The sequence below is a fragment of the Hahella sp. NS-SX17 genome, assembly GCF_057367735.1.
Genome location: NZ_CM170632.1, coordinates 6,522,501 through 6,545,364 on the forward strand (window position 1 = coordinate 6,522,501; position 22,864 = coordinate 6,545,364).

The 22,864-nt window shown below is 48.6% G+C and carries 17 protein-coding genes (1 of these 17 running past the window's edge); 5 read left to right on the top strand and 12 right to left on the bottom strand.

The window, feature by feature from the left end; translation table 11 throughout:
* The 6 genes from AC2IBB_RS29175 to AC2IBB_RS29200 form a co-directional block, all read right to left on the bottom strand.
* Positions 1-478: the 5' portion of a protein-methionine-sulfoxide reductase heme-binding subunit MsrQ gene (locus AC2IBB_RS29175; RefSeq protein ID WP_486330178.1), read on the bottom strand. The gene continues 137 nt to the left of window position 1, outside the view; only the first 478 of its 615 coding nucleotides appear in the window; the start codon lies at positions 476-478; the stop codon falls past the left edge of the window.
* Position 479: 1 nt separating this feature from the next.
* Positions 480-1,490: a protein-methionine-sulfoxide reductase catalytic subunit MsrP gene (gene msrP / locus AC2IBB_RS29180; protein ID WP_486330179.1), complete on the bottom strand. Its 1,011-nt coding sequence runs from the start codon at positions 1,488-1,490 to the stop codon at positions 480-482.
* Positions 1,491-1,569: 79 nt separating this feature from the next.
* Positions 1,570-2,409 carry a CDP-diacylglycerol--serine O-phosphatidyltransferase gene (pssA, locus tag AC2IBB_RS29185; protein ID WP_486330180.1) on the bottom strand — a complete coding sequence of 280 codons (840 nt, stop codon included), beginning with the start codon at positions 2,407-2,409 and terminating at the stop codon, positions 1,570-1,572.
* 117 nt (positions 2,410-2,526) lie between these two features.
* Entirely contained in the window at positions 2,527-3,543 is a 1,017-nt protein-coding gene (gene ilvC / locus AC2IBB_RS29190) for a ketol-acid reductoisomerase (RefSeq protein ID WP_486330181.1), read from the bottom strand.
* A gap of 40 nt (positions 3,544-3,583) precedes the next feature.
* The gene (gene ilvN / locus AC2IBB_RS29195; RefSeq protein WP_011399624.1) at positions 3,584-4,075 is read right to left on the bottom strand and encodes an acetolactate synthase small subunit; all 492 of its coding nucleotides are present in this window, start codon (positions 4,073-4,075) and stop codon (positions 3,584-3,586) included.
* Between the two features lie 5 nt (positions 4,076-4,080).
* Positions 4,081-5,796 (bottom strand): acetolactate synthase 3 large subunit, encoded by a 1,716-nt coding sequence (locus AC2IBB_RS29200; protein WP_486334007.1) that lies wholly within the window; start codon positions 5,794-5,796, stop codon positions 4,081-4,083.
* A 449-nt stretch (positions 5,797-6,245) separates the two neighbouring features.
* Here AC2IBB_RS29200 and AC2IBB_RS29205 point away from each other — a divergent pair, with 449 nt between their 5' ends.
* Positions 6,246-6,689 carry a DUF4124 domain-containing protein gene (locus AC2IBB_RS29205; RefSeq protein WP_486330182.1) on the top strand — a complete coding sequence of 148 codons (444 nt, stop codon included), beginning with the start codon at positions 6,246-6,248 and terminating at the stop codon, positions 6,687-6,689.
* 28 nt (positions 6,690-6,717) lie between these two features.
* Here AC2IBB_RS29205 and clpB read toward each other — a convergent pair whose 3' ends face one another.
* From clpB to rluD, 3 genes are all read right to left on the bottom strand, one after another.
* Complete coding sequence (clpB, locus tag AC2IBB_RS29210) at positions 6,718-9,297, bottom strand: ATP-dependent chaperone ClpB (RefSeq protein ID WP_486330183.1); 2,580 nt, start codon at positions 9,295-9,297, stop codon at positions 6,718-6,720.
* A gap of 154 nt (positions 9,298-9,451) precedes the next feature.
* Positions 9,452-10,216, bottom strand: a complete 765-nt coding sequence (gene pgeF / locus AC2IBB_RS29215; RefSeq protein ID WP_486330184.1) for a peptidoglycan editing factor PgeF — start codon at positions 10,214-10,216, stop codon at positions 9,452-9,454.
* On the bottom strand, positions 10,217-11,176 hold the full coding sequence (rluD, locus tag AC2IBB_RS29220; RefSeq protein ID WP_486330185.1) for a 23S rRNA pseudouridine(1911/1915/1917) synthase RluD: 960 nt from the start codon (positions 11,174-11,176) through the stop codon (positions 10,217-10,219).
* A gap of 51 nt (positions 11,177-11,227) precedes the next feature.
* Here rluD and AC2IBB_RS29225 point away from each other — a divergent pair, with 51 nt between their 5' ends.
* The gene (locus AC2IBB_RS29225) at positions 11,228-12,133 is read left to right on the top strand and encodes an outer membrane protein assembly factor BamD (protein ID WP_486330186.1); all 906 of its coding nucleotides are present in this window, start codon (positions 11,228-11,230) and stop codon (positions 12,131-12,133) included.
* Positions 12,134-12,271: 138 nt separating this feature from the next.
* Here the strand turns inward: AC2IBB_RS29225 and AC2IBB_RS29230 are convergent, their stop codons facing one another.
* Positions 12,272-13,900: an NAD+ synthase gene (locus tag AC2IBB_RS29230; protein WP_486330187.1), complete on the bottom strand. Its 1,629-nt coding sequence runs from the start codon at positions 13,898-13,900 to the stop codon at positions 12,272-12,274.
* Positions 13,901-14,054: 154 nt separating this feature from the next.
* On the opposite strand from AC2IBB_RS29230, the gene AC2IBB_RS29235 reads away from it, so the two are divergent.
* From AC2IBB_RS29235 to AC2IBB_RS29245, 3 genes are all read left to right on the top strand, one after another.
* Positions 14,055-15,659, top strand: a complete 1,605-nt coding sequence (locus AC2IBB_RS29235; protein ID WP_486330188.1) for a sensor histidine kinase — start codon at positions 14,055-14,057, stop codon at positions 15,657-15,659.
* A gap of 11 nt (positions 15,660-15,670) precedes the next feature.
* Complete coding sequence (locus AC2IBB_RS29240; protein WP_486330189.1) at positions 15,671-17,029, top strand: sigma-54-dependent transcriptional regulator; 1,359 nt, start codon at positions 15,671-15,673, stop codon at positions 17,027-17,029.
* Between the two features lie 138 nt (positions 17,030-17,167).
* Positions 17,168-17,668, top strand: coding sequence for a GspH/FimT family pseudopilin (locus tag AC2IBB_RS29245; protein ID WP_486330190.1), 501 nt, complete (start codon positions 17,168-17,170; stop codon positions 17,666-17,668).
* A 62-nt stretch (positions 17,669-17,730) separates the two neighbouring features.
* On the opposite strand, the gene AC2IBB_RS29250 is transcribed toward AC2IBB_RS29245, so the two are convergent.
* Positions 17,731-18,162, bottom strand: coding sequence for a type IV pilin protein (locus AC2IBB_RS29250; RefSeq protein ID WP_486330191.1), 432 nt, complete (start codon positions 18,160-18,162; stop codon positions 17,731-17,733).
* Between the two features lie 9 nt (positions 18,163-18,171).
* Entirely contained in the window at positions 18,172-22,842 is a 4,671-nt protein-coding gene (locus AC2IBB_RS29255) for a pilus assembly protein (RefSeq protein ID WP_486330192.1), read from the bottom strand.
* Between the last annotated feature and the right edge of the window lie 22 nt (positions 22,843-22,864).

The following is a 22,864-nucleotide window of genomic DNA, read 5'->3' on the forward strand; positions in this document are numbered from 1 at the left end:
GCACAATCGCGAGAACGCCACTTAGATAAACCAGCTTGTGTAACTTCTTCCAGTTTCTTCCTAATTTACGGACCATGAATTTAGGAGATGTCGCAGCAAGCATCACCAAAATCACAAAAGCCACAAAGCCTACAGTTATATAAGGACGCTGAGTTATTTCTTGGGCAAAGTTTTGAATGTCCAGCACCAGCAAAAAGCCCGCAGCAAAGTGCAATGTCGCATAGAACCAGGAATAGAGCCCCAGCATTCTCCTGTAGCGAACCAGCCAACGCAGCTTTAGCCATTGATTTACTGGAGTGACCGCGAGCGTTATCAACAGGAAGTTCAAAGCCCAAAGACCCGAAAAACGCGTAATCGCTTCACCTGGATCCGGTCCTAAGTCTCGAGAAACGACCCGATAAATCAAATACGCCAGAGGCCCTAGAGACAGTAAAAATATTCCCCACCAACGGGCAATGCCCCACTTATCTGCCGCCATATTAGTAATTCTTCCTTAGGTCCAAGCCCGCATAAAGACTCGCAACCTCATCCGCATAGCCATTGAACATTAAGGTGTCTATGCGTTTTGGACCGAAGAGTCCTCCAGGTAAACGCCGCTCAGATTTCTGGCTCCAGCGGGGGTGGTCTACATTGGGGTTTACGTTGGCGTAAAAACCATACTCATTAGGAGCTAAAGCACTCCATGTTGTATATGGCTCCTCTCTCATAAACTTAATCCCAACTATCGACTTAATACTTTTAAAACCATACTTCCATGGAATCACCAACCGTATCGGGGCGCCGTTTTGATTTGGTAGTATTTTGCCGTATAGACCAACTGCCGCCAGAGTAAGAGGATGCATAGCCTCGTCAATTCTCAACCCCTCTCTATAGGGCCACTCAATGCTGCTGAATAGTGAGCGTTGCCCCGGCATTTGCTCTGGTCTGACCACCGTCTCAAAAGCGACATACTTCGCATTAGAGTTAGGCTCAAACTTTTTCAGAATAGTCGCCATGGGTATTCCCACCCAAGGAATCACCATCGACCATGCCTCAACACAGCGGAGACGATACACACGCTCTTCCAGCTGATTTTCTTTGAGAAGGTCTTCAAGTTGATAGCTTCCAGGCTTCCCGCATTCGCCATCCACTTTGATAGACCATGGCTGAATATCCAACTGGTCTGCATAGCTGGACGGATCAGTTTTATCAGTACCAAACTCATAAAAGTTGTTATAACGAAGAATGTCTTCGTAGGGAGTTTGCTCTTCAGTTGTACTGAAAGAGCCAACTTTAATATTTTGAAACTGGGGAGCCACCAACTTTTCCCATGCTTGCCTTGAAGGAGTAACCGCCGCACTCGCAGAACTCGTACAACCAATTAGTGACCCAGCAGCGGAGCTTGATACTGCCGCAACCGCCACGCTCCTCATAAAACTACGGCGCGACAGGTAGACTTTTTCGTCGGTTATCTCTGATGAGGGAATGTCTGAAGAGGTTTTGATGAGCATTGAAGCGGTCCTTCCAACAAGGTGTAACAACTGAATTATTAATTCACACCAAGGTTAGACCGCAGGGGGCAGAAAAAATTCAATTAGCCTGCCGTTTCTTTTTTCTCCAGCGCTGCAGCGCCTGGAACGGACCAGAAACGGTGTACAGCAAAAAGCCACCCAATAGCACTTGCGCAGGAGCTGTGGCAATAACTGCGTAGATCAATACAACGACCAGTATGGCGACAAAAGGCACCCGTCCCTTAAGGTCGAACTCCTTAAAGCTATAAAACAGAATGTTGCTGACCATCAGCACACCTGCGCCAGCGACAATCAGCACTGCGCCGTACGACAGCCAAATGGAGTGCTCTAATGTGTGCAGCGTCCAAACCGTTCCTGCAACGACTGCCGCGGCAGAGGGGCTGGGCAAACCAACAAAATACTTTTTATCCACCGACCCTATTTGAGTATTAAATCTGGCCAATCGTAACGCTGCGCCGGCCACATATATAAAAGCAGCGACCCAGCCAATCTTTCCAAGGTCAGACAATGTCCAAGTGAAGGCCACTAACGCAGGAGCCACACCAAAGGCCACCATATCGGCCAAACTGTCGTATTCGGCGCCAAACGCGCTTTGCGTGTTAGTCAGGCGCGCCACTCGCCCATCCAGACCATCAAGAATCATACAAATGAATATCGCAATAGCGGCATTCTCAAAGTTTCCATGCATTGCGGCGACAATGGCGTAAAAGCCTGAAAATAAGGATCCTGTAGTAAAAAGATTGGGTAACAGGTATACCCCTCTCCGCCGCACCTTGGCCCCACCGACAACTTCTTCTTCAACGACTTCCGCACCAGCAACCGTTTCATCTTTTTTGCGGGAAGCATCAGCCTTGATGTCAGCAAGCTCGACTTCTTTTTTAGAGTTTGAAGAGGTCATATATCACTCAATAATTTCCAATAGAGCAAACAACTATACATGAGAGCAGGATTAGACAACCAGTCCAAAAAAAACGCGGCTTACGCCGCGCTTTCAGGTCTATAGCATTATCGCCGATTAGTTTTTGGACTTATCTACGATTTTATTGGAGGCGATCCAAGGCATCATGCTACGCAGTTTTTCACCAACTTGTTCGATCGGGTGAGCTGCGTTATTACGACGATAAGCTGTCATTGATGGGTAGTTATGAGCGCCTTCCGCAATGAACATTTTGGCGTACTCTCCATCCTGAATGCGCTTCAACGCATTGCGCATGGCTGCTCTAGACTGGTCATTGATGACCTCAGGGCCAGTGACATACTCACCATATTCCGCGTTGTTGGAAATGGAGTAGTTCATGTTGGCGATACCGCCTTCGTACATCAGGTCGACAATAAGCTTCAACTCATGCAGACACTCAAAGTACGCCATCTCAGGCGCGTAACCAGCTTCCACCAGCGTTTCGAAACCGGCTTTCACCAGTTCTACGGCGCCACCGCACAACACAGCTTGCTCACCAAACAGGTCAGTTTCGGTTTCATCCTTAAAGGTAGTTTCGATGATACCGGTACGACCGCCACCAACACCGCTGGCATAGGAAAGAGCCAAGTCTTTCGCTGAACCAGAAGCATCTTGGAAAATAGCGATCAGGTCGGGAATGCCGCCACCTTTTACGAACTCTGAGCGAACGGTATGCCCTGGCGCTTTAGGGGCGATCATGATGACGTCCAGATCTGCACGTGGGACAACCTGATTGTAATGAATGCTGAAACCATGAGCGAACGCCAGCGTTGCCCCATTCTTGAGATTCGGCTCGATTTCAGACTTGTATAGTTTCGCCTGAAACTCGTCTGGAGTGAGGATCATCACGACATCTGCGTCAGCAACCGCATCCGCCACTTCCTTGACTGCAAGCCCTGCGTTTTCAGCCTTGGCCCAAGAGCCAGAGTCCTTGCGCAGACCTACACATACGTCAACACCGGAATCCTTCAAGTTATTTGCGTGAGCATGACCTTGCGAGCCATAACCAATAACCGCAACTTTCTTGCCTTGAATGATGGAAAGGTCACAATCTTTATCGTAATAAACTTGCATTTTATTCACCTATTTCTGTGCGCGCTCGCGCCCTTACTCGTTAAACTGATAATGTTTTTTCGCCGCGCGCAATGCCGGAAACTCCGCTGCGCACAACTTCTAACACGCTGCTTTTCCCAATCGCCTGGATAAAAGCATCTAATTTATCGCTATCGCCGGTTAACTGAACTGTGTAGACCGTACTAGTCACGTCAACAATCTGGCCCCTGAAAATGTCTGCCGTTCTCTTTATTTCGGCTCTCAGGGCTCCACTGGCTTTAAGCTTTATCAACATCAGCTCGCGTTCGATATGCGCGCCTTCCGTCAGATCAACCACTTTTACGACTTCCACCAGCTTGTTGAGCTGTTTGGTAATTTGCTCAATAACTCGGTCTGAGCCAATTGTCGTAACAGTCAGCCTTGAAAGTGTCGCATCTTCCGTTGGCGCCACGGTCAACGTTTCAATGTTGTAATTCCGCTGCGAGAACAGTCCAACTACTCGAGACAATGCGCCAGGCTCATTCTCCAGTAGCATTGATATAATTCGACGCATGCCGTTTACACCCTCTCCGTTTTGCTAAGCCACATGTCTTTCATTGAGCCGCGCGCCACTTGCATGGGATAAACATGCTCATGAGGGTCAACATATATATCGACAAACACCAGACGGTCTTTCATCGCAAAGGCTTTTCTTAAGCCTTCCTCTAACTCCTCAGGCTTGCGAATGGTGATCCCAACGTGCCCATAGGCTTCAGCTAGCGCCATGAAGTCCGGCAAAGATTCCATATAAGACTGTGAGTGGCGCGCCTCATAGTTCATATCCTGCCACTGACGCACCATTCCCAAAGAGCGATTGTTCAGGTTGATAATCTTTATCGGAAGATTGAACTGCTTACATGTTGAGAGCTCTTGAATATTCATTTGAATACTGCCCTCACCCGTCACGCATACAACCTCTTCGTCAGGAAAGCTCAGCTTGACGCCCATTGCCGCAGGCAAACCGAACCCCATGGTTCCCAGACCGCCAGAATTAATCCAGCGATTGGGTTTATTAAAGCGGTAATACTGCGCGGTAAACATCTGGTGCTGGCCAACATCGGTTGTGACGAAAGCGTTGCCCTCAGTAACCTTGCAGAGCACCTCAATGACTTGTTGCGGCTTGATCATTTCGCTGTCGTCTGTACGGTATCGACCGCCGTGATAAGCGCGCCACTCCTCAATCTGTTTCCACCATGAGGACAATGCTTCCTTGTCAGGACGTGAGTTATCCTCTTTTACAAACGCAATCATATCGCGCAGCACGGAAGCAGCCGGACCGACAATGGGAACATCCACCTGTACTGTTTTAGAAATCGAAGCAGGATCAATATCTACATGGATGATTTTGGCTCCTGGGCAGAACTTTTCCGTCGCATTGGTGACGCGGTCATCAAATCGCGCGCCAACGGCGACAATCAGGTCACTATGATGCATGGCCATATTAGACTCATAGCTGCCATGCATACCCAGCCAGCCAAGATTATGTTTGTCATCGGCGGGAAAGCCGCCAATTCCCATCAACGTAGTTGTAACCGGGAAGTTAAGCTGATGCGATAGTTCAACCAGCTCTTTGGATGCATGCCCTAGAACAATACCTCCGCCGGCGTATATGATTGGGCGCTTGGCCGTCATCATCATATCCACCGCTTTTCTTATCTGCCCGGCATGTCCCCGGGTTGGCGGACTATATGATCGCATCTTCACTTTTTTGGGATAGACGTACTCATACCGTTCATTAGGCGTAGTCATATCCTTGGGAATATCAACTACGACCGGACCGGGGCGACCTGTGGAAGCCAGATAAAAGGCTTTTTTCAATACGACTGGGATTTCACTGGGATCTCTGACGCTCAGGTTATGCTTCACAACAGGACGAGAGACGCCCATCATGTCAGTTTCCTGAAACGCGTCTTCACCAATCAGAGTGGAGGGGACCTGCCCACACAGCACGACCATGGGGATTGAGTCCATGTAGGCGGTCGCAATGCCAGTCACAGTGTTGGTGGCGCCAGGGCCTGAGGTCACCAATACAACGCCTGGTTTACCTGTAGCCCGCGCGTAGCCATCCGCCATGTGCGCGGCGGCTTGCTCATGTCTCACCAGGATATGTTTTACTTTGTTTTGACGAAACAGCGCATCATATATATGAAGCACCGCGCCGCCGGGATATCCGTATATGTATTCGATACCCTCGTCTTGCAGAAAGCGCACGATCATATCTGCGCCAGATAACATTTCTGCCGTCACGTCTTCCTCTCTTAATACGCGCAGAATGCGTCAGCGCGAATTAGGGCTGGTTGCTAATAACTTCCACTCAAATATAGACCCAAAAGGATACATATGGTGGACGCCGCCACACTAGCTGTTTATCGCGAGAGGTTATCTCTTGACTTGCTCACACATGCCTGTTGGGCATTTACTCAAAGACTGCTCCTGGTGTTAGGAGTCTGTGGTCTGCAGATATCGTGTGGTCATAATCGGTCGTAGCCTCGCTGGTTTTGCCGTAAAAGCTGCGCCGATGTTCGAGCAATCGACAATTCTGACATCCCGTCCGTCTCTGTCAATAGAAAATGCGCATTTCACGGCCTTCGCAGCTTTACCAAGGCTGCGCTTTCATCTATCTTTCCGGTATTATGTATTCTCTGTTGTTTATGAATTTCAGTGGCTTGGAGACCTCTTATTTTATGCGTACAGCCATCCTTTCCTTTTTTCTGTTAAGTATCAGTTCTCTGTCCTTCGCCAGTGGCGTATATAAGTGGACTGATGAGAATGGCGTTATCCACTACTCTGACAAAAAGCCTGATTTTAAGTCCAGTACTGAAATCAACGTACAGACCGGCTCGCAGACAAAAGATGGGCGTGACTTACAGGAGCAGACCCAACAACTAGACGAGCAACAAGAACTAGAGAAAATCCGGGCCCAGCAATTACAAGAAAACGCAACAGCAGAAGCCAAACAAAAAGAGAGGTGCGAAGCATTAAAGTCTAACCTACAAACTTTAATGAACAACGCGCGTATACGTGAAAAACAAACTGACGGAAGCGAGCGCTTTATGACGCCCGAGGAGATCCTGCAAAGGCGCAAGGATACTCAAGCACAAATTGATCAAGAGTGCGGAGGGCAATAGCCCTCCTCTACCCTGCAGGGGTTCAGACCTACTTTCTGCTAAATACCAGCTTCCCACCTGTCACTTCAGCCTCAATCGTATCCCCGCGCTGGAACTCGCCATTAAGGATGGATTGAGCCAGCGGGTTCTCGACTCGCTGCTGTATCGCCCGCTTCAGTGGGCGGGCGCCATATATCGGATCGAAGCCAACTTCCGCCAGTGTCGACATAGCTTCGGCGCTCAATTCGACTTTGAGGTCCTGCTCTTGCAAACGGCGATTCAGGATATCCAACTGAATCAATGCGATACCGTGAATCTGTTCAGCTGTTAAAGGATGGAAAACGACCACTTCGTCGATTCGGTTAATAAACTCAGGGCGGAAATGTCTCCCAACGACTTCCAGTACAGCGTCTTTAATTTCATCATAATTCTCATCCTGCCCGCCCATCGCCTGAATCAGGTCAGACCCTAAGTTCGAAGTCATGACGATAACGGTATTGCGAAAATCCACAGTACGCCCTTGCCCGTCCGTCAGGCGTCCATCTTCAAGCACCTGTAGCAGTATGTTGAATACATCCGGGTGCGCCTTTTCCACTTCATCCAAGAGAAGGACAGAATAGGGTTTTCGTCTGACCGCTTCGGTCAAATAACCGCCCTCTTCATAGCCTACATATCCCGGAGGCGCGCCAATCAGTCGAGCGACGGAGTGCTTCTCCATAAACTCAGACATGTCGATTCGCACCATCGCTTCTTCCGTATCAAACAGGAAGCTCGCCAGGGATTTACACAATTCCGTTTTCCCCACCCCGGTCGGCCCTAAAAACAGAAATGAACCGTTGGGGCGATTGGGGTCGCTCAGGCCAGCCCTCGAACGGCGTACGGCATTTGCGACAGCCACTACAGCTTCGTCTTGCCCGATAACACGTTGATGCAATGCCTCTTCCATACGCAACAGCTTTTCGCGTTCGCCCTCCAGCATCTTGGCGACAGGAATGCCGGTCCACTTAGAAACAATCTCAGCAATTTCTTCTTCGGAGACCTTATTGCGCAATAAACGCATTTCCAGCATTTCCGCCTGACTCGCCATATCCAGCTGCTTCTCCAGCTCAGGAATACGCCCATACTGAAGCTCCGACATCCTAGTCAGATCTCCCTGACGACGAGCATTTTCCAAATCTACTCGGGCCTGCTCCAGCTGGCTTTTAATTTGCTGCGTACCTTGTAACGCCGCCTTTTCAGAACTCCACACCTCTTCAAGGTCCGCGAATTCTTTTTCCATCTCGTCAATTTGTGTGTTCAGTTCATCCACACTCTTTTTTGATGCCGCATCTTTTTCTTTTTTCAGTGCTTCACGCTGCATCTTCAACTGAATCAGACGTCTCTCCAGCCGGTCCAACGGCTCGGGCTTTGAATCGATTTCCATGCGAATTTGACTGGCGGCTTCATCGACCAAATCTATGGCTTTGTCCGGCAACTGCCTATCCGTGATGTAGCGATGTGATAACTTCGCCGCTGCGATGATGGCGCTGTCTGTGATTTCAACGCCATGATGAACCTCGTAGCGCTCTTTTAAACCCCGCAATATCGCAATGGTATCCTCAACATTTGGCTCGTCCACCAACACCTTCTGGAAACGACGCTCCAAGGCCGCATCTTTTTCGATAAACTCCCTGTATTCGTCCAATGTCGTAGCCCCAACGCAATGCAGCTCCCCACGAGCTAATGCAGGCTTTAACATATTGCCCGCATCCATGGCGCCCTCCGCCTTCCCTGCGCCAACCATCGTGTGGAGCTCATCGATAAATAAGATGATCTGTCCCTCTTGCTTCCCCAGCTCATTGAGTACGCCTTTCAGGCGTTCTTCGAATTCACCGCGGAACTTCGCCCCAGCAATCAGGGCCCCCATATCCAAGGCCAGTACACGCTTATTTTTCAGCCCCTCAGGAACCTCACCGTTCACAATACGCTGTGCAAGCCCTTCTACAATCGCAGTCTTACCCACGCCAGGCTCACCAATCAGTACAGGGTTATTTTTACGGCGACGCTGCAGTACCTGAATCGTTCTACGAATTTCATCGTCTCTACCTATAACAGGGTCCAGTTTGCCTTCCGTCGCGCGAGCGGTAAGGTCGATGGTGAAGCGATCCAGCGCTTGTCGACTCTCTTCCGCTCCCTGATCTTGTACTCTTTCACCCCCACGCATAGTCTCTATCGCCCTTTCCAGTCTTTGTTTATCGGCGCCGCATTCTTTCAGCAAGCGCCCCACGACACCTCTGTCATCCATAGCCGCTAAAAGTAGCAGTTCGCTGGAGATAAACTGATCGCTGCGCTTTTGCGCCAGTTTGTCTGCAAGGTTCAGCAGGCGCCCCAAATCATTGGATAAATGAACATCCGCATCAGAACCCTGGACCTGCGGCAGCTTACCCAGTTCTTGCGCCAACATGGATTTAAAACGAGTTACGTCAACGCCTGCCTGCTGTAACAGTGGCGCTGTAGAACCTCCAGATTGACTTAATAGAGATTGGAATAAGTGAACTGGCTCTATGAAGTTGTGATCTTTGCCCAAGGCAAGCGACTGGGCTTCTGATATCGCCATCTGGAGACGGCTGGTGAACTTATCAAATCGCATCTGCATTACCCCGAAATTCCGATGTTACCCGCGCCCACTGAGACGCAGCTTCAATTACCGAAAATGTGGGGCCACGCGCCGAAAGCTTCAAGGCTATGCGCCAAGAAGAGAAGGAAAGTGAGAGGGATATTGACCTACCTCAAGCCTCAATGCCCTATGGAGAAGAGTCGAGCCAGATAACCGAGGCCATACGTCCCGTTACGCCATCTCTACGATAAGAAAAAAAACTGTCTGAATCCGTATAGGTGCAATAGTCGCCTCCAAAGATTCGAGTAATTCCAAGCCTGTGCAGTCTAATCCGGGCCAGAGCGTATAAGTCCGCACGCCATTTATCGACGTGAGGAAGGGATGGAATAAAGCAGGCGGCAGACTCAGGGTCTTGCGCTACAAAAGTATCCTTCACCTCCTGGCCGACTTCGAAAGCCACCTGGCTGATCGCAGGTCCAAGCCAGACCAGTACATCTTTCCGTTCATTAAAACACTTTGCTGCATTTTCCAATACACCGGCGGCCAGTCCCCGCCACCCCGCGTGAGCCGCAGCCACAGAGGAGCCATCTGCTGCAGCGAATAGAACGGGAAGACAGTCAGCTGTCAGGATGCAACATGCCTGCTGCGACCGGGTAGTAAACACTGCATCAGCAGTATGGGGCTGGGAAGGCCTTACGCCATTCAACACAGCCACTTCAACGCCGTGCACCTGTTCTAACCAATGGAAGCGATCAACAGGCAGGCTAACCTCCTCAGCAAGAAGACGCCTGTTAGTTTTGACAGCATCTGTATCGTCTCCAACATGGCCGCCAAGATTCATGCTGGAGAACTCCCGTCGACTGACTCCACCCCGCCGCGTCGTAGCCAGCGCTCGGATATTAGGGGGGGCAGGCCAATCTGGCTGAATCAACTGCAGTCTATCGCCCTCCATCTATGAAGCGTCCTCTTCTTCCTTGTCCAAGCGGTTTAGCATGTTTTTCATGTCCTCAGGCAAGTCCACTTCCCAACTCAGCATCTCGCCGGTTGTTGGGTGCGACAGCTCAAGCGCTTTTGCATGCAAGGCCTGTCTGCCAAAAGAGCGCAGATATTCGATGGTTTCCGACGACAGTCCCTTCGGAAGGCGTGGGCGACTCCCATATAACGGATCACCTAAGATAGAGTGATTAATATGCGCCATATGCACTCGAATTTGATGCGTTCGCCCAGTTTCCAGCTTCAATCTCAAATGCGTAAAGCCCCGCCATCGTTTTATCAACCTGTAATGGGTCACCGCTTCTTTTCCTCCACGGGTCACGGCCATCTTCTGGCGACTCTGCGGGCGCCTGCCAATCGCAGCATCGACCCTCCCTCCGCCAGTTAACTCGCCGTATACGACAGCTTCATACTCTCTTCCCATTTCTCTTGCCTGCAACTGCTCTACAAGGGAACTATGCGCCACCAGTGTTTTCGCGATGACCATCAACCCCGTCGTGTCCTTGTCCAGCCGATGCACTATGCCCGCTCGGGGTAATTCCGCCAATGCGGGACAGTGATGTAATACTGCGTTAACCACGGTTCCATCACTGTGTCCTGCAGCAGGATGAACAACAAAGTCCGCCTGTTTGTTTATGACCAGAAGATGCTCGTCTTCGAAAACCACATCCAACGCAATTGGCTGCGCCTCCCAATCGCCTTGCGCTTCCAATTCGACATCCAGCTCAACCTGGTCGCCCTCGATTACCTTTTCTTTAGGTTTAACCTGCTTTCCATTGACGCGCAGGGCTCCCTGCTTAATCCAGTTTTGTATCCTGGACCTTGAGTATTCGGGCATTAGCTCGCTTGCAGCCATATCCAACCGCTGCTCGCCAAGCTCTGCGGGAACAATCAATGACTGTTGTATGCGATGACTCATAAATTAAATCCGTCGGCTGTGGGGTGTTGTCAAAACTATGGTTGTGGAATAATGGCGCGCCAATATTCACGAAAGCCTTGCTGCGCAAGACTGCTCTATCCTATGAAACTAGTGAAGTTTAATTCAAATATGCATCGTATTCGCGCCCTTTTTGCCATGCTGACCTTTGCTCTTCTGACGGCATGCGCCTCCGCCCCGCCACAAGTGTTGAGTGAAAAGGAATACTACGACAAGGCCAAATCCGCACTGGACTCAGGTAACTTTTTGGAGGCGGCGCGACATCTGGAGGATTTGGAGACTTACCATCCATTTGGACGTTATGCGGAACAAGCGCAACTGGATTTAATTTATGCGCATTATAATTCTTTGAATCCGGAACGGGCCGAGTCAGCGGCGGAGCGCTTTATTCGTCTCCATCCTGATAGCCCACATGTGGACTATGCCTACTACATTAAAGGGCTGGCCGCCTATTATGCAGATTTGGGGTTAGGGCCAAGGTTTCTCCCAATCGACATTAATTCCCGTGACCCAGGGCGTGCAAAAGAAGCTTTCAGAGATTTCTCTACGCTAGTCACTAACTTTCCAGACAGCCCCTACGCGGCTGACGCGGAAAAGCGCATGCTGGCGATAAAAGACCGTCTGGCCCAATATGAAATGCACGTCGCACGCTACTACATTCGCCGCCAAGCCTATGTCGCAGCGGTGGCCCGCGCTCAATATGTCGTTGAAAACTATCCTGATACGCCGGTTATACCGGAAGCATTATCCTTAATGGTAGAGCTTTACAGGTATCTGGGTATGCAACGCCATGCCGATGACGCTTTAGTCTTGCTCGCCGCAAGCTACCCGGATCACAAGTCATTCGACGCGAATATGCGCTTCAGCGGATCTGAGTTTAAAGAAGAAGACCGCGACATCAGCAGCGTTTTCGATTTTGACTTCGGTCTTGGCGACTGAGCAATTCAACTACTAATTAGGCCCGCCGCCGCGCAGGCGCATCCATATGCCTGATTATTAACAGGCCAAAGACATTGCCATATTAATATGTAGAAAAGGCCGATTATGCGGCCTTTTCTAATACCTAAACGAACGCCCCTACTCTCCCAACTTCCAGCCAGAGGTAATCGGGTAGCGTCGGTCTCGTCCAAACCCTCGCATAGTGATTCTCGCTCCCACAGGGGCCTGACGTCGCTTGTATTCGTTGATGTCCACCAAGCGCACTACTCGATAAACTGTGTCCTTATCAAAGCCCTTCGCAACAATACCGTCAGCGCTTATGTCGTGTTCAACGTATAAGGACAGGATTTCATCAAGAACCTCGTAGGGAGGTAAGCTATCTTCATCCTTCTGGTCCGGAGCCAATTCAGCAGATGGAGGGCGCGTAATAACCCTCTCAGGAATAACTGGCGATAACGTATTACGAAACCAAGCCAGGCGAAACACCATGGTCTTAAAGACGTCCTTCAGAACGTCATAGCCCCCCGCCATATCGCCATATAAGGTCGCATAGCCAACAGCCATCTCGCTTTTATTACCAGTGGTCAACACCAGTGCGCCGGTTTTATTTGAGATCCCCATCAAAATGACTCCACGTATTCGCGCCTGGATATTCTCTTCCGTCGTATCGCGACCCAAGCCTGCGAACAAGGGGCTCAAGGCTCCCATAAACTGGTCGTAAACAGGCTCGATTGGGACCACATCATATTGAACGCCCAGTGCTTTCGCTTCCGCCTCCGCGTCTTCCAGACTCATTTTCGAGGTATAGCGAAATGGCATCATCACTGCCCGCACCCGGTCAGCGCCGATAGCATCAACTGCGACCGCCAGGGTGACAGCAGAGTCAATGCCGCCAGACAAACCAATGACCACTGACTTGAACCGGTTTTTATTCACATAATCTCTCACCCCGGTCACCAGCGCCTTATAAACACTCTCTTCTACGGTCATTGCGGCCGCTGGTTCAGCGGTCTCCCGGCCTTCGTCATGCATAACGTCATTCAAATCAAGTAGAAAAATCCCTTCTTCGAATTGAGGCGCGCTGAAACAAACTCGTCCGAGCCGATTAACCGCAAACGAGCCACCATCAAATATAAGTTCATCCTGCCCCCCGATCATGTTCACGTACAGGATTGGAGTGTTGTTAGTGACAGCGCGAGACTGAACAAGCGTGCGTCTTTGCTGGTGTTTGGCCATATCATATGGGGAGGCGTTTATGTTTACGATAAAGTCTGCGCCCGCAGCGGCCGTCGCCGCGATAGGCCCTTCCTCCCAGACATCTTCACAGATAGAGATGCCCAAGTTAAAACCTCTCCATGGCAAGACCACAGTTTCCGAGCCTGGCTCGAAATAGCGTTTCTCATCAAAAACCTGGTAATTTGGTAAACACCTCTTGCGGTACTTCGCCTTTATTTCGCCCCCATCTATAAAAGCGGCGCAGTTATACAACTTGCCCTGCTCACGCCAGGGAAAGCCAATAACCAGTGCAATATCTTTCACCGAGCTGAGAATCCGCTCCAAAGCTTTCTCAACCCTGACTTGCAAGCTGGCCCGCAACAGCAAATCCTCAGGCGGATAGCCAGTCAAAGTCAGTTCAGGAAATATCACCAAGTCAGCGTTAAATTTAGTTTTCGCCGTCTCAGCGGCTTCTATTACTTTATCTACATTGCCGGGAATATCTCCGACCAGACAGTCGATCTGAGCAAAAGCGACTTTAAGCTGCGTCATTCTGGTTACCATCTGTCACACAAACATTGGGAAAGTTTGCATTATACTGTTTTCATTAAAATTCTGAGCACTATACCGAAATAATTCCAAAGCCGGACACGTCTCCGCAAGCACCGAATTAAACATATAGCTCACTTCTTCAAGGATAGTTTTGTTGCAGGCGCCGCGCATGTCCGATTTAAGCATAGATGTAGAACAAACCACCAACCGGCTATTCCGGGTTTATAACCACTACCGAGTGACGGTGGGCATCATCCTGGTAAGCGCCTTGTATCTGCAAAGCCCAGCCAGCGTCAGCCAATACCTCTCGCCGTTTTACTTCGAAGTCGCCGTTATCTGCTATCTGGCGATTCACGTATTTACGGGCTTTTTATTACTAGCTGGCTTTAGACCTGAAATACGCCATGCCATGGTGTCAGTTGTTTTAGAGCTCCTTTTGATTTCTGCAATGCTCTTGTTCGGCTCAGGCGTTTCAAGTGGACTGGGAAACATGGTGGTCATCAGCGTCGCCGCCGGCAATATAATTTTACGAGGACAGTTAGGTACATTGCTGGCGGCCATAGCAAGTCTGGGGGTTGTCTCCCAGGAAATATATCGGATGGTCGCCGAATACAGCGATGTGGACGATGTATTCCGCGTAGGCATTTTAGGGGTCGTGTACTTCGCCACCGCGCTGCTCGTTAAAAACCTCTCCATACGTATTGCCACCAGCGAAAACCTTGCGCGTAAACGCGCGCAAAATATCCTGGAGCTTGAGCAACTCAATCACCAGATCATTCAACGAATGTTAACCGGCATTATCGTCGCGGACGAAAAAGGTGGAGTAAGAATGGCGAATCAGGCCGCACAGAGCTTGTTGAGTGTAGATGAAAGACATGAGCTGACCACACTACCAGAAGACCTATTACTCCGATTGCAAGAGTGGCAGGAAGACCCAAGTAAAAAAACCACCCCATTCCGCGGCTCCGCCAATAGAGCGCCTCTGCAAGCTAATTTCGCTATTCTGCAAAAGGAAGAGGGGCAGGACATTTTGATTTTCCTTGAAGACACCGGAAAAATCGCCCAGCAAGCACAGCAACTGAAATTAGCCTCATTGGGCAGACTGACTGCGGGAATAGCTCATGAAATCAGAAATCCGCTAGGGGCAGCCAGCCACGCCGCACAGTTGTTATTGGAGTCACAGGAATTAACGCCTCCCGACAAACAAATGGCGGAGATAATTTTACGACACGCCACTCGCATGAACGGCATCATTGAAAATGTACTAAGCCTGTCACGCAGAAAAATCAGCTCACCACAGATGCTAACTCTAATTCCCTGGCTAACGGACTTTGTCTGCGACTACACCGCCGCCGGCACCCGTGACGCAGAAATTGAAATACGGCCCTTAAAGGATGACATTCATGGCCGCTTCGATCCCAATCACTTAAACCAAATACTCAATAACCTCGTAGGCAACGGGTTGCGTTACAGTAAACAGGAAAGCGCACGCTCTTGGATTAAGCTAATCGTGGGTGAAGTTGAAGAGACAGGGCAAGCTTTTATTGACGTGATAGATATTGGCCCTGGCATCAATGAGGAGCAATTGAATCATCTATTTGAGCCTTTTTTCACAACCGACCCCAAAGGGACAGGCTTGGGTTTATACTTATCCAAAGAGCTGTGTGAAGCTAATCAGGCGCAGTTAGACTATCTCACAAGACAGGAAGGGGGCGGTTGCTTCCGCATCACCTTTCCCCATCCGAAACGAGCCATATAGAACAATCAGTTATGATAAAAAAAGTACTTATAGTCGACGACGAACCCGATATTCGTGCACTACTCGAAATCACTTTGACCCGCATGCAGATAGAAACGCGAGCAGCGGAAAATATTACGCAAGCCAAACAGCTATTAAGTGAAGAAAGCTTCAGCCTCGTGTTGACGGACATGAACATGCCGGACGGAAACGGCATTGACCTTGTCGCCTATATCCAAAAACAGTCCTCCAGCACGCCTGTAGCAGTCATTACAGCTTATGGCAGTATAGATACGGCAATTTCTGCGTTAAAGGCCGGCGCTTTTGATTTCGTCTCCAAGCCCGTGGATCTCGCCCGCTTGCGTGAGCTTGTAAACAGCGCGTTGAAACTGTCTAAAAATGACGTCCCCAAATCAACGCCGCAAGTAACCCAGCTACTCGGCGAATCACCTACGATGGACAAGCTGCGCGGGCAGATCAGAAAGCTTGCCCGAAGCCAAGCGCCGATTTATATCAGCGGCGAGTCAGGAAGCGGCAAGGAGATGGTCGCCAAGTCTATCCATGAGCAAGGACCTAGAAATGAAGGACCCTTCGTACCAGTCAACTGCGGCGCTATTCCCAGCGAATTAATGGAAAGCGAGTTCTTCGGCCACAAGAAAGGCGCATTCACCGGCGCAGTAGAAAACAAAGTGGGGCTGTTTCAGGCTGCGAATGGCGGAACGCTGTTTCTCGACGAAGTCGCTGATTTACCTCTAACAATGCAAGTTAAGCTTTTACGCGCGATTCAGGAGAAAGCAGTACGCCCAGTCGGTGAGCAGAAGGAGATCCCTATTGATGTACGCATACTCTCCGCCACCCATAAAGATTTGCACAGTGAAGTAGAGGAAGGGCGATTTCGCCAAGACCTTTTCTATCGGATAAATGTCATCGAACTGAGAGTCCCAAGCTTACGCCAAAGAAAAGAAGACATTCCTCTCCTCGCCAATCATTTTCTTAAACAATTAGCTGACGAGTGTGAGGTTTCCAACGCTTCAATTAGTAGAGACGCTATGCAGAAGCTGGAGTCTTACTATTTTCCAGGCAATGTACGCGAACTTGAGAATATCATGGAGCGCGCATTCACCTTATGTGAGGACGATGTCATCAACGAAGATGACATACATCTACCTAAAGTAGACTCAGATGGCTCTGTAACTGACAGCATGGAGCTGGATGTTCCTGAATTCGACGAAAACAAAGTCAATCTTGAGCACTTTCTCGAAAATATTGAGAAGCAAGCGATTGAAAAAGCGCTTGAAGAAACGCGATGGAACAAAACAGCCGCAGCGAAAAAGCTGGGGATCAGCTTTCGTGCTCTACGTTACCGTCTGAAAAAGCTGGGGATGGAGTAATCCTTCCCCACTAGAGAGAAGCCGGCCTCAACTGAATAGAAATCACCCACATCGATTAATCACTAGCCAAACGCCAAAAAATCTGCATAATACGCCTTCCGATTGGAATCGGTTTACCCAAACAGAAGGAACTGAATTATGCACCGCAAGGGATTTACCCTCATTGAGCTATTGGCCGTTCTCGCCATTGTTGGCATCGTCGCAGGCATCGGCTATCCCCAACTTCTTCAATTTATTCAAAGTCAAAAAGCTATTTCTGCGACCAATCAATTGCTTGGTATTATTAACTTTACTCGCAACTCAGCTGTAAGCGTAGGAAGAGAAGCGACCCTCTGTCCATCCCCTAATGCAAAAACATGTGTTGCCGACTGGAACAATCCACTCTATGTCTTTGTTGATTTGAATAAGAACGAAGAAATAGATTCAGAAGAGCCAGTATTAAGAATGATGCCCCCACTACCTGATTTTAATATTACTTGGAAGGCCTGGGGCGGAAGCAACTACCTTATATATCAAGCAACAGGTTTAACTTATAAACAAAACGGGACGTTTTCACTATCGCAACGTAACGTCCTCAGCGACACTAGCTCGACTATAATAATAAATCGCGGAGGGAGGGCTAGAATATCGTCAAAATGAGCGAGCCTGTCAAAATAATAAAGGCGCTAAGCGCCTTTATTATTCCTCTACAACTATTCCAGCTAACGCCAGCAATCATTCTCAACTGCCGAACGAACACCTTCCGACGTCAACTGAATTGTGCCGCATCTGTCCCCCGTCATAGCGCCGATAGGCTGCGCCTGCAATGTAAATGTACTAGCGGTTGCAGCAGATATAACCAAGTTATAGTACTTTGTCCCGCCATCTAGAGGCGCTTGTGACGGAAATAAAGTCGCAACAGGAGCACCGGTATTGCCCCCTCCGGTTGCCGCTCCTAAATAACTAAAGCTATTCCCCGTATACCACCGCTCCATCGCAGACGAGAGCCCCATAAGCGCTGACTGTGCGTCAGCGCGACGAGACTTGGCAGTCGATTCGACATAGCTAGGGTAAGCAAATGCTGCGATGACTCCAATAATTGCGACAACAATCATTAACTCAATGAGTGAGAAACCCTTACTATCAGACAACATTGCTAACTCCTAATCGTCAATCAATTCACGCCAGCCAAGGCGTCCTTCACGGTCACCTGCGCCAAAGTCAGTTAGTTCTCTATTGGGAACAGAGTCCCCACTTCCCCCTTCCACTTTAGCATTAGTGAAATAAAGGTTATCGCCCATCACTGTGACGCTTCCAACCACTGCATCATATGTTCCCTTACCAGCCACAGCCGCGTCGTCTGAGTTGATTACACCATCATTGTTTAAATCAAAAACTGGTTTGGGCGGAGTTAAGCCATTTGTAATGGACATAGCCATTAGCCAACTATGCCCACCACTACCGCAAGGGTCAGTCTCAGGAATCAGAGTGTTAAAAACCAAATGGTCGTTCCGGATAAGAGGCTTAATTATCAAGCGCTCTCCATCTTCAGCTGAAATATTGGTCCCTTTATCGTCAACCGCATCAAAGTCCATATACCATCCATTTTGAGTTTTCCAATCGACCTCGCTGCCTGTTGCTCCTGTGGAGTCTTTGGGATCTTTCTCTGTTGCAAAGCGGACGGTAATTTCCTCCATAATGTCCGTCCCGTCAGGGTTCGTGCCAATTTTGACATTTTGTTTGACTTGCTTCAGAAAAACTTTCGCCAAGTTCGAAGGATCTGGGACTGAAGCAGTACGCCCAGTGACAGCGGAGTTATTGTCTTTATCCCAAACAACATACAGCGTCTGCATATAATTCGCTGGCGGAGTACCCGCATCACTTATCTCCAAATATTTACCCGTACCAAAAGCCACTAAAATATTATCTGAACCTGGTTTCTCCGGATGAAAAGATAAATTTGGAGCTGATGTAATTGGCTGGGCAACACCATTTGCATCCTTCGCTTTGAAGAGAGGAACTGGCGTCGCGGATGGCGAATTATTTGCCCGATAGGCCGACTTCCAGTCATTGGGGTCGCTTGACGACACATCAAACACCCACATATTACCGTTCATATCACCAGCAAATATACGGTCCGCAGTCCTGTTACCATCTATGTCAGCAACAGACACCCCTGACAAGCCTCCTATAGTCGAAGCCTCAGTTGTAGAGTCACTAGACAACGTGTCAATCACTTTATAGGTTAAGCTCCCAGCTACCTTTTCAACGAAGACAATAAATAGCTTAGTTGTATTACTGTCATTATTTGTTCCATTTCCAAAAATAACCGCCCATCTGCCGTCATTCATCATGGCGACCAAAGGAGTTGAAAGTTGCAGCCCCATATCAACTTTATTCGCCCCACCGTCAAATTCCCACAAAGCTATCTTAGCAATCTCTGCGGCATCATCTGACTCAAAACGATTCGGATCGGTTACATCTAGAGCAAATATGCCTTTACCGCCAGACCTTAATCCGCCCACTAATATTGTACGCCAGGCATCATCGGTATACACATCTGCTGCAATTGGAGTTTGATCAACATAGTAGCGGTGGCTGTAATCTGGGTCTGTCAGGTAGTGCAGCCCCTTATATGAATCGCTTGAATATATCAAATTAGGAATGTATCCAATTACTTCCCGTCCGCGGTCATCAACTATTGTGGACGCATCGTCTTTACTCGTTCTAGGGTTCGCGTTGAACCCATGAAGCATTCCATCGTTAGCGCCGACATATACAATAGGTCTACGGTCTTTTTTGCTAGACTTAAAGTCAGAATAACGTCTATTACCGTCATCCACTCCAAAGGGATCTTGATCTGGATAGTTTTGAGACGGTTGCCCGACATAAACAGGTGAAGAATTAATTACATCTCCCATGTAGCTGCTTCTTGAACGAAAACCAGTTATATCTTTTCCTCGCATAAACTCTATGCGATTTTTGGCCATTTCTTCTTCCTTGCCAGAAGCAGCTCCCACCTTCAGGTCTGTAATTTGATTTGCTTCAAGAAGTTTATAGTTGTCCGCGTCACTCTTAAAGTTAATTGCGCCACCTAAAGTATTACTATAAGTGAATATATTTCTTTCATCTCGTTCACTTGCAGGAGTACTCGGATCAGCGAGTTTCTTTAAACGCGCATTCAAAATATCTTCGGCTGACCAGCCTTGATAGGTTGCATCATAGACCTTGGGATAGGGTATGACATCCCCATTTATATCTAAGTCCAGAGCCTGCAAATCACCAGTCCAACTTGATGAGTTAAAGCTGGCGGAATAGACGGCGCTTTCTTCTTTTAACGACGCAGTATTAAAGGTCACGGTAGAGGCGGAGCCTATTGCCTTCAAAATATCCTGCATTGCGTCACTGAGCACTTTCGTCAACGCGGCGGGGTTTTGAGCATTAAACATCTCCCCTCTACCATTTACAGCAGCATGGTACAGGTCATCGACCTGCGACGGATCTTCGCTGTTACTTACAGCAGGCCATGCCGGAGGCTTGATGTGCGCATCTTCAACCTTCGTGTACGTTCCTCCAGAATAAGCCTTTCCGTATACTTTCTCCCCTTTGGCGCCTAATCCAACTGTATAGGTATTCATATGCAAGTTGGAGTTACAATCTAAAATCGTAGAAGGCTTAGTCTCACTACACTCTGACGGAATGGATACAATACCACTTCCTTCCTTAGGATAAGGGTCATCCGTTCTTAGCACTTTGTTATAAAACTTCATTGCTACGTCAGCCAAGAGATCCGAAGTAGCGTCTGAAAATGGCGCGCTGGCTGTGTAGTTAAAATAGCCATCATTCGCCTTATTTAGAGTTGTGCCATCAAAATTGCCGACTTCCGAGCTTAGCGTATTGTTGTTAAAGCCATCCGTAAAAAGAAGGGTAAAGTTCTTCTGGCACATCTGACTAATAGGCGCATTAGTATCAGTACGAGAGTATTGCGTTCCTGCGTGATTTAACGCATTACGCAACGGAGTGCCTCCTGAACCTACATGCTTGTAGTTGTCTGATAGAAAACTGGTATTGCCTGCACCATCATCCATGTTATACATTGAGACAGTGCGTCGGTTATTAATCCAAAATAAGCCAGCTCTAATCCCATCTATACTTTGAAATGCGTGGCCAATAGCTCCCCTGGTAGCAAGATGGCGGCGTCTATAGTACGTAAACCAGTTAGCAAAGTTTTGTTTCTCTTGCGCCACTGTAACACCAACTCGACCAGACGCTGTTGCTCCGTTATCAAAAGAGCCAGAGTCTGTCCCTGCAATTTTATATTTTTTTATGCATGCGCCATCTGGCCCCAAAGCAACAATCTTGGATGAGGCAGAAAACTTAAAGCGGCCAGGGTTCCTTAAGAAGGTGTCATATCTCGAGGGCACTAAGTCACCACATGAATATGCTACACCGGTATCAGTGTCCATAGCTGCCTGATTGCTGGGCACCAGCGTTAAGTCCTTTGTAACAATGACTTGGTCAATAAACCCCCCATTTTCTCTATACCTCATTCTCAGCTTGTTCGGCGCACTCGCCAAATTAACTTGAGTCCAGCGCTCCCAAACCCATGAGGACGTCCAAGAGCTGGAGTCATGCGTATACCACTCATTCCACTCTTGCCCGCCAACAGTTTCCCAATGGTTACTGGCGGAATCATTATTAATCGGGTCATAGTCATCGTTCCCTAATCCATCAAGGCTCAGCCAGACAGAGTCTTTTGAGCCACTAGGAAACCAACGTCGTATCCATATGTTCACGGTGCCAGTGAGTTTCAGATCAAAAACAGCTTCCCCAGTGGTAAAAAGAGGGACAGAATCTGCTCGAGCGGGTGTGCCATCATAGAGGTTTCGCAACCCAATAAAGTTCCCTCCTGCAGCGTCACTAGCGATATAGGAAAAACTTGAAGTTGATGTACCCAAATTTCCTTCTGCGTTAAGGGTCGTCCCTTTCTTAAACTCGGTTCCTTCAGTGATATTGTTCTCAGCCTCAAACAGCTCGCTATCTGTTGCAGACAGTACCGTCCCAATCGAGCCCGTTGCACTATATGTGTATGTCCCAGTGGTAGACCTTAAATAATAAGTGCCTGGATAGTAAGCTTTTGCATAGTATTGATTACTACCAATAGTTTTTAACCCGGAGCATGAAGACCTTGTATTGCCACTGTCGTCGCACACCATATCGTTATCAGCGATACGAAACAGCCAATCCTTTGAAGCAGGGGGGGTAAAGTCGCTAAAAAGATTTAGAGTCCTACTAGGGACAAGAGGGTCATACGGCGTAGATGTTATTGATGCATTTCCAAAGCTGGCAATATCAGTTTTACCATCCAAACCTTTTATAGCCCCTCCATATATAGGCCAGGGCTCATACGTAACGTTAGGATCATAATAGGATTTATTATAATCGGGGCTACGAGTATAGGCATATGCGTGAATTGGGGGAATAGCGTGCCAGTCAATGACTCTTCCTGCCGCCTCAGTACCGCCTGAGTAGTATGGGCTAGCTGATCCATTAGGAAATAAATACACATATCTAGTGTTAGTTGATGCGTAAACACCATTCTCTACAAAGTTTCCATTGCTATTTAGATTAAGGTCACTCTTTTCACTGTCAAACAACACCTCAAAATCCATACTTCCAGAATCATCGATCGCCAACATTACGTTATGCTGAACACTAGCGCCGATAAATAAGGGCTGGTTCGCCAAATTTAATGATCCGGCAAATCCTGCGCAAGGAAAAATGGTGGCAAAGCCTGACACGCACCACAACAGTCTTTGTTGCAACTTATTCATTTACTTATACCTCTATTCGCGT

Excerpts from the sequence above, each read along its gene's own strand:
- AC2IBB_RS29240 (WP_486330189.1), top strand. The coding sequence starts at position 15,671 with ATGATAAAAAAAGTACTTATAGTCGACGACGAACCCGATATTCGTGCA.
- AC2IBB_RS29205 (WP_486330182.1), top strand. The coding sequence starts at position 6,246 with ATGCGTACAGCCATCCTTTCCTTTTTTCTGTTAAGTATCAGTTCTCTG.
- pssA (WP_486330180.1), bottom strand. The coding sequence starts at position 2,409 with ATGACCTCTTCAAACTCTAAAAAAGAAGTCGAGCTTGCTGACATCAAG.
- AC2IBB_RS29230 (WP_486330187.1), bottom strand. The coding sequence starts at position 13,900 with ATGACGCAGCTTAAAGTCGCTTTTGCTCAGATCGACTGTCTGGTCGGA.
- rluD (WP_486330185.1), bottom strand. The coding sequence starts at position 11,176 with ATGAGTCATCGCATACAACAGTCATTGATTGTTCCCGCAGAGCTTGGC.
- pgeF (WP_486330184.1), bottom strand. The coding sequence starts at position 10,216 with ATGGAGGGCGATAGACTGCAGTTGATTCAGCCAGATTGGCCTGCCCCC.
- ilvC (WP_486330181.1), bottom strand. The coding sequence starts at position 3,543 with ATGCAAGTTTATTACGATAAAGATTGTGACCTTTCCATCATTCAAGGC.
- ilvN (WP_011399624.1), bottom strand. The coding sequence starts at position 4,075 with ATGCGTCGAATTATATCAATGCTACTGGAGAATGAGCCTGGCGCATTG.
- AC2IBB_RS29255 (WP_486330192.1), bottom strand. The coding sequence starts at position 22,842 with ATGAATAAGTTGCAACAAAGACTGTTGTGGTGCGTGTCAGGCTTTGCC.
- AC2IBB_RS29200 (WP_486334007.1), bottom strand. The coding sequence starts at position 5,796 with ATGTTATCTGGCGCAGATATGATCGTGCGCTTTCTGCAAGACGAGGGT.
- clpB (WP_486330183.1), bottom strand. The coding sequence starts at position 9,297 with ATGCGATTTGATAAGTTCACCAGCCGTCTCCAGATGGCGATATCAGAA.
- msrP (WP_486330179.1), bottom strand. The coding sequence starts at position 1,490 with ATGCTCATCAAAACCTCTTCAGACATTCCCTCATCAGAGATAACCGAC.
- AC2IBB_RS29250 (WP_486330191.1), bottom strand. The coding sequence starts at position 18,162 with ATGTTGTCTGATAGTAAGGGTTTCTCACTCATTGAGTTAATGATTGTT.
- AC2IBB_RS29225 (WP_486330186.1), top strand. The coding sequence starts at position 11,228 with ATGGCGCGCCAATATTCACGAAAGCCTTGCTGCGCAAGACTGCTCTAT.
- AC2IBB_RS29245 (WP_486330190.1), top strand. The coding sequence starts at position 17,168 with ATGCACCGCAAGGGATTTACCCTCATTGAGCTATTGGCCGTTCTCGCC.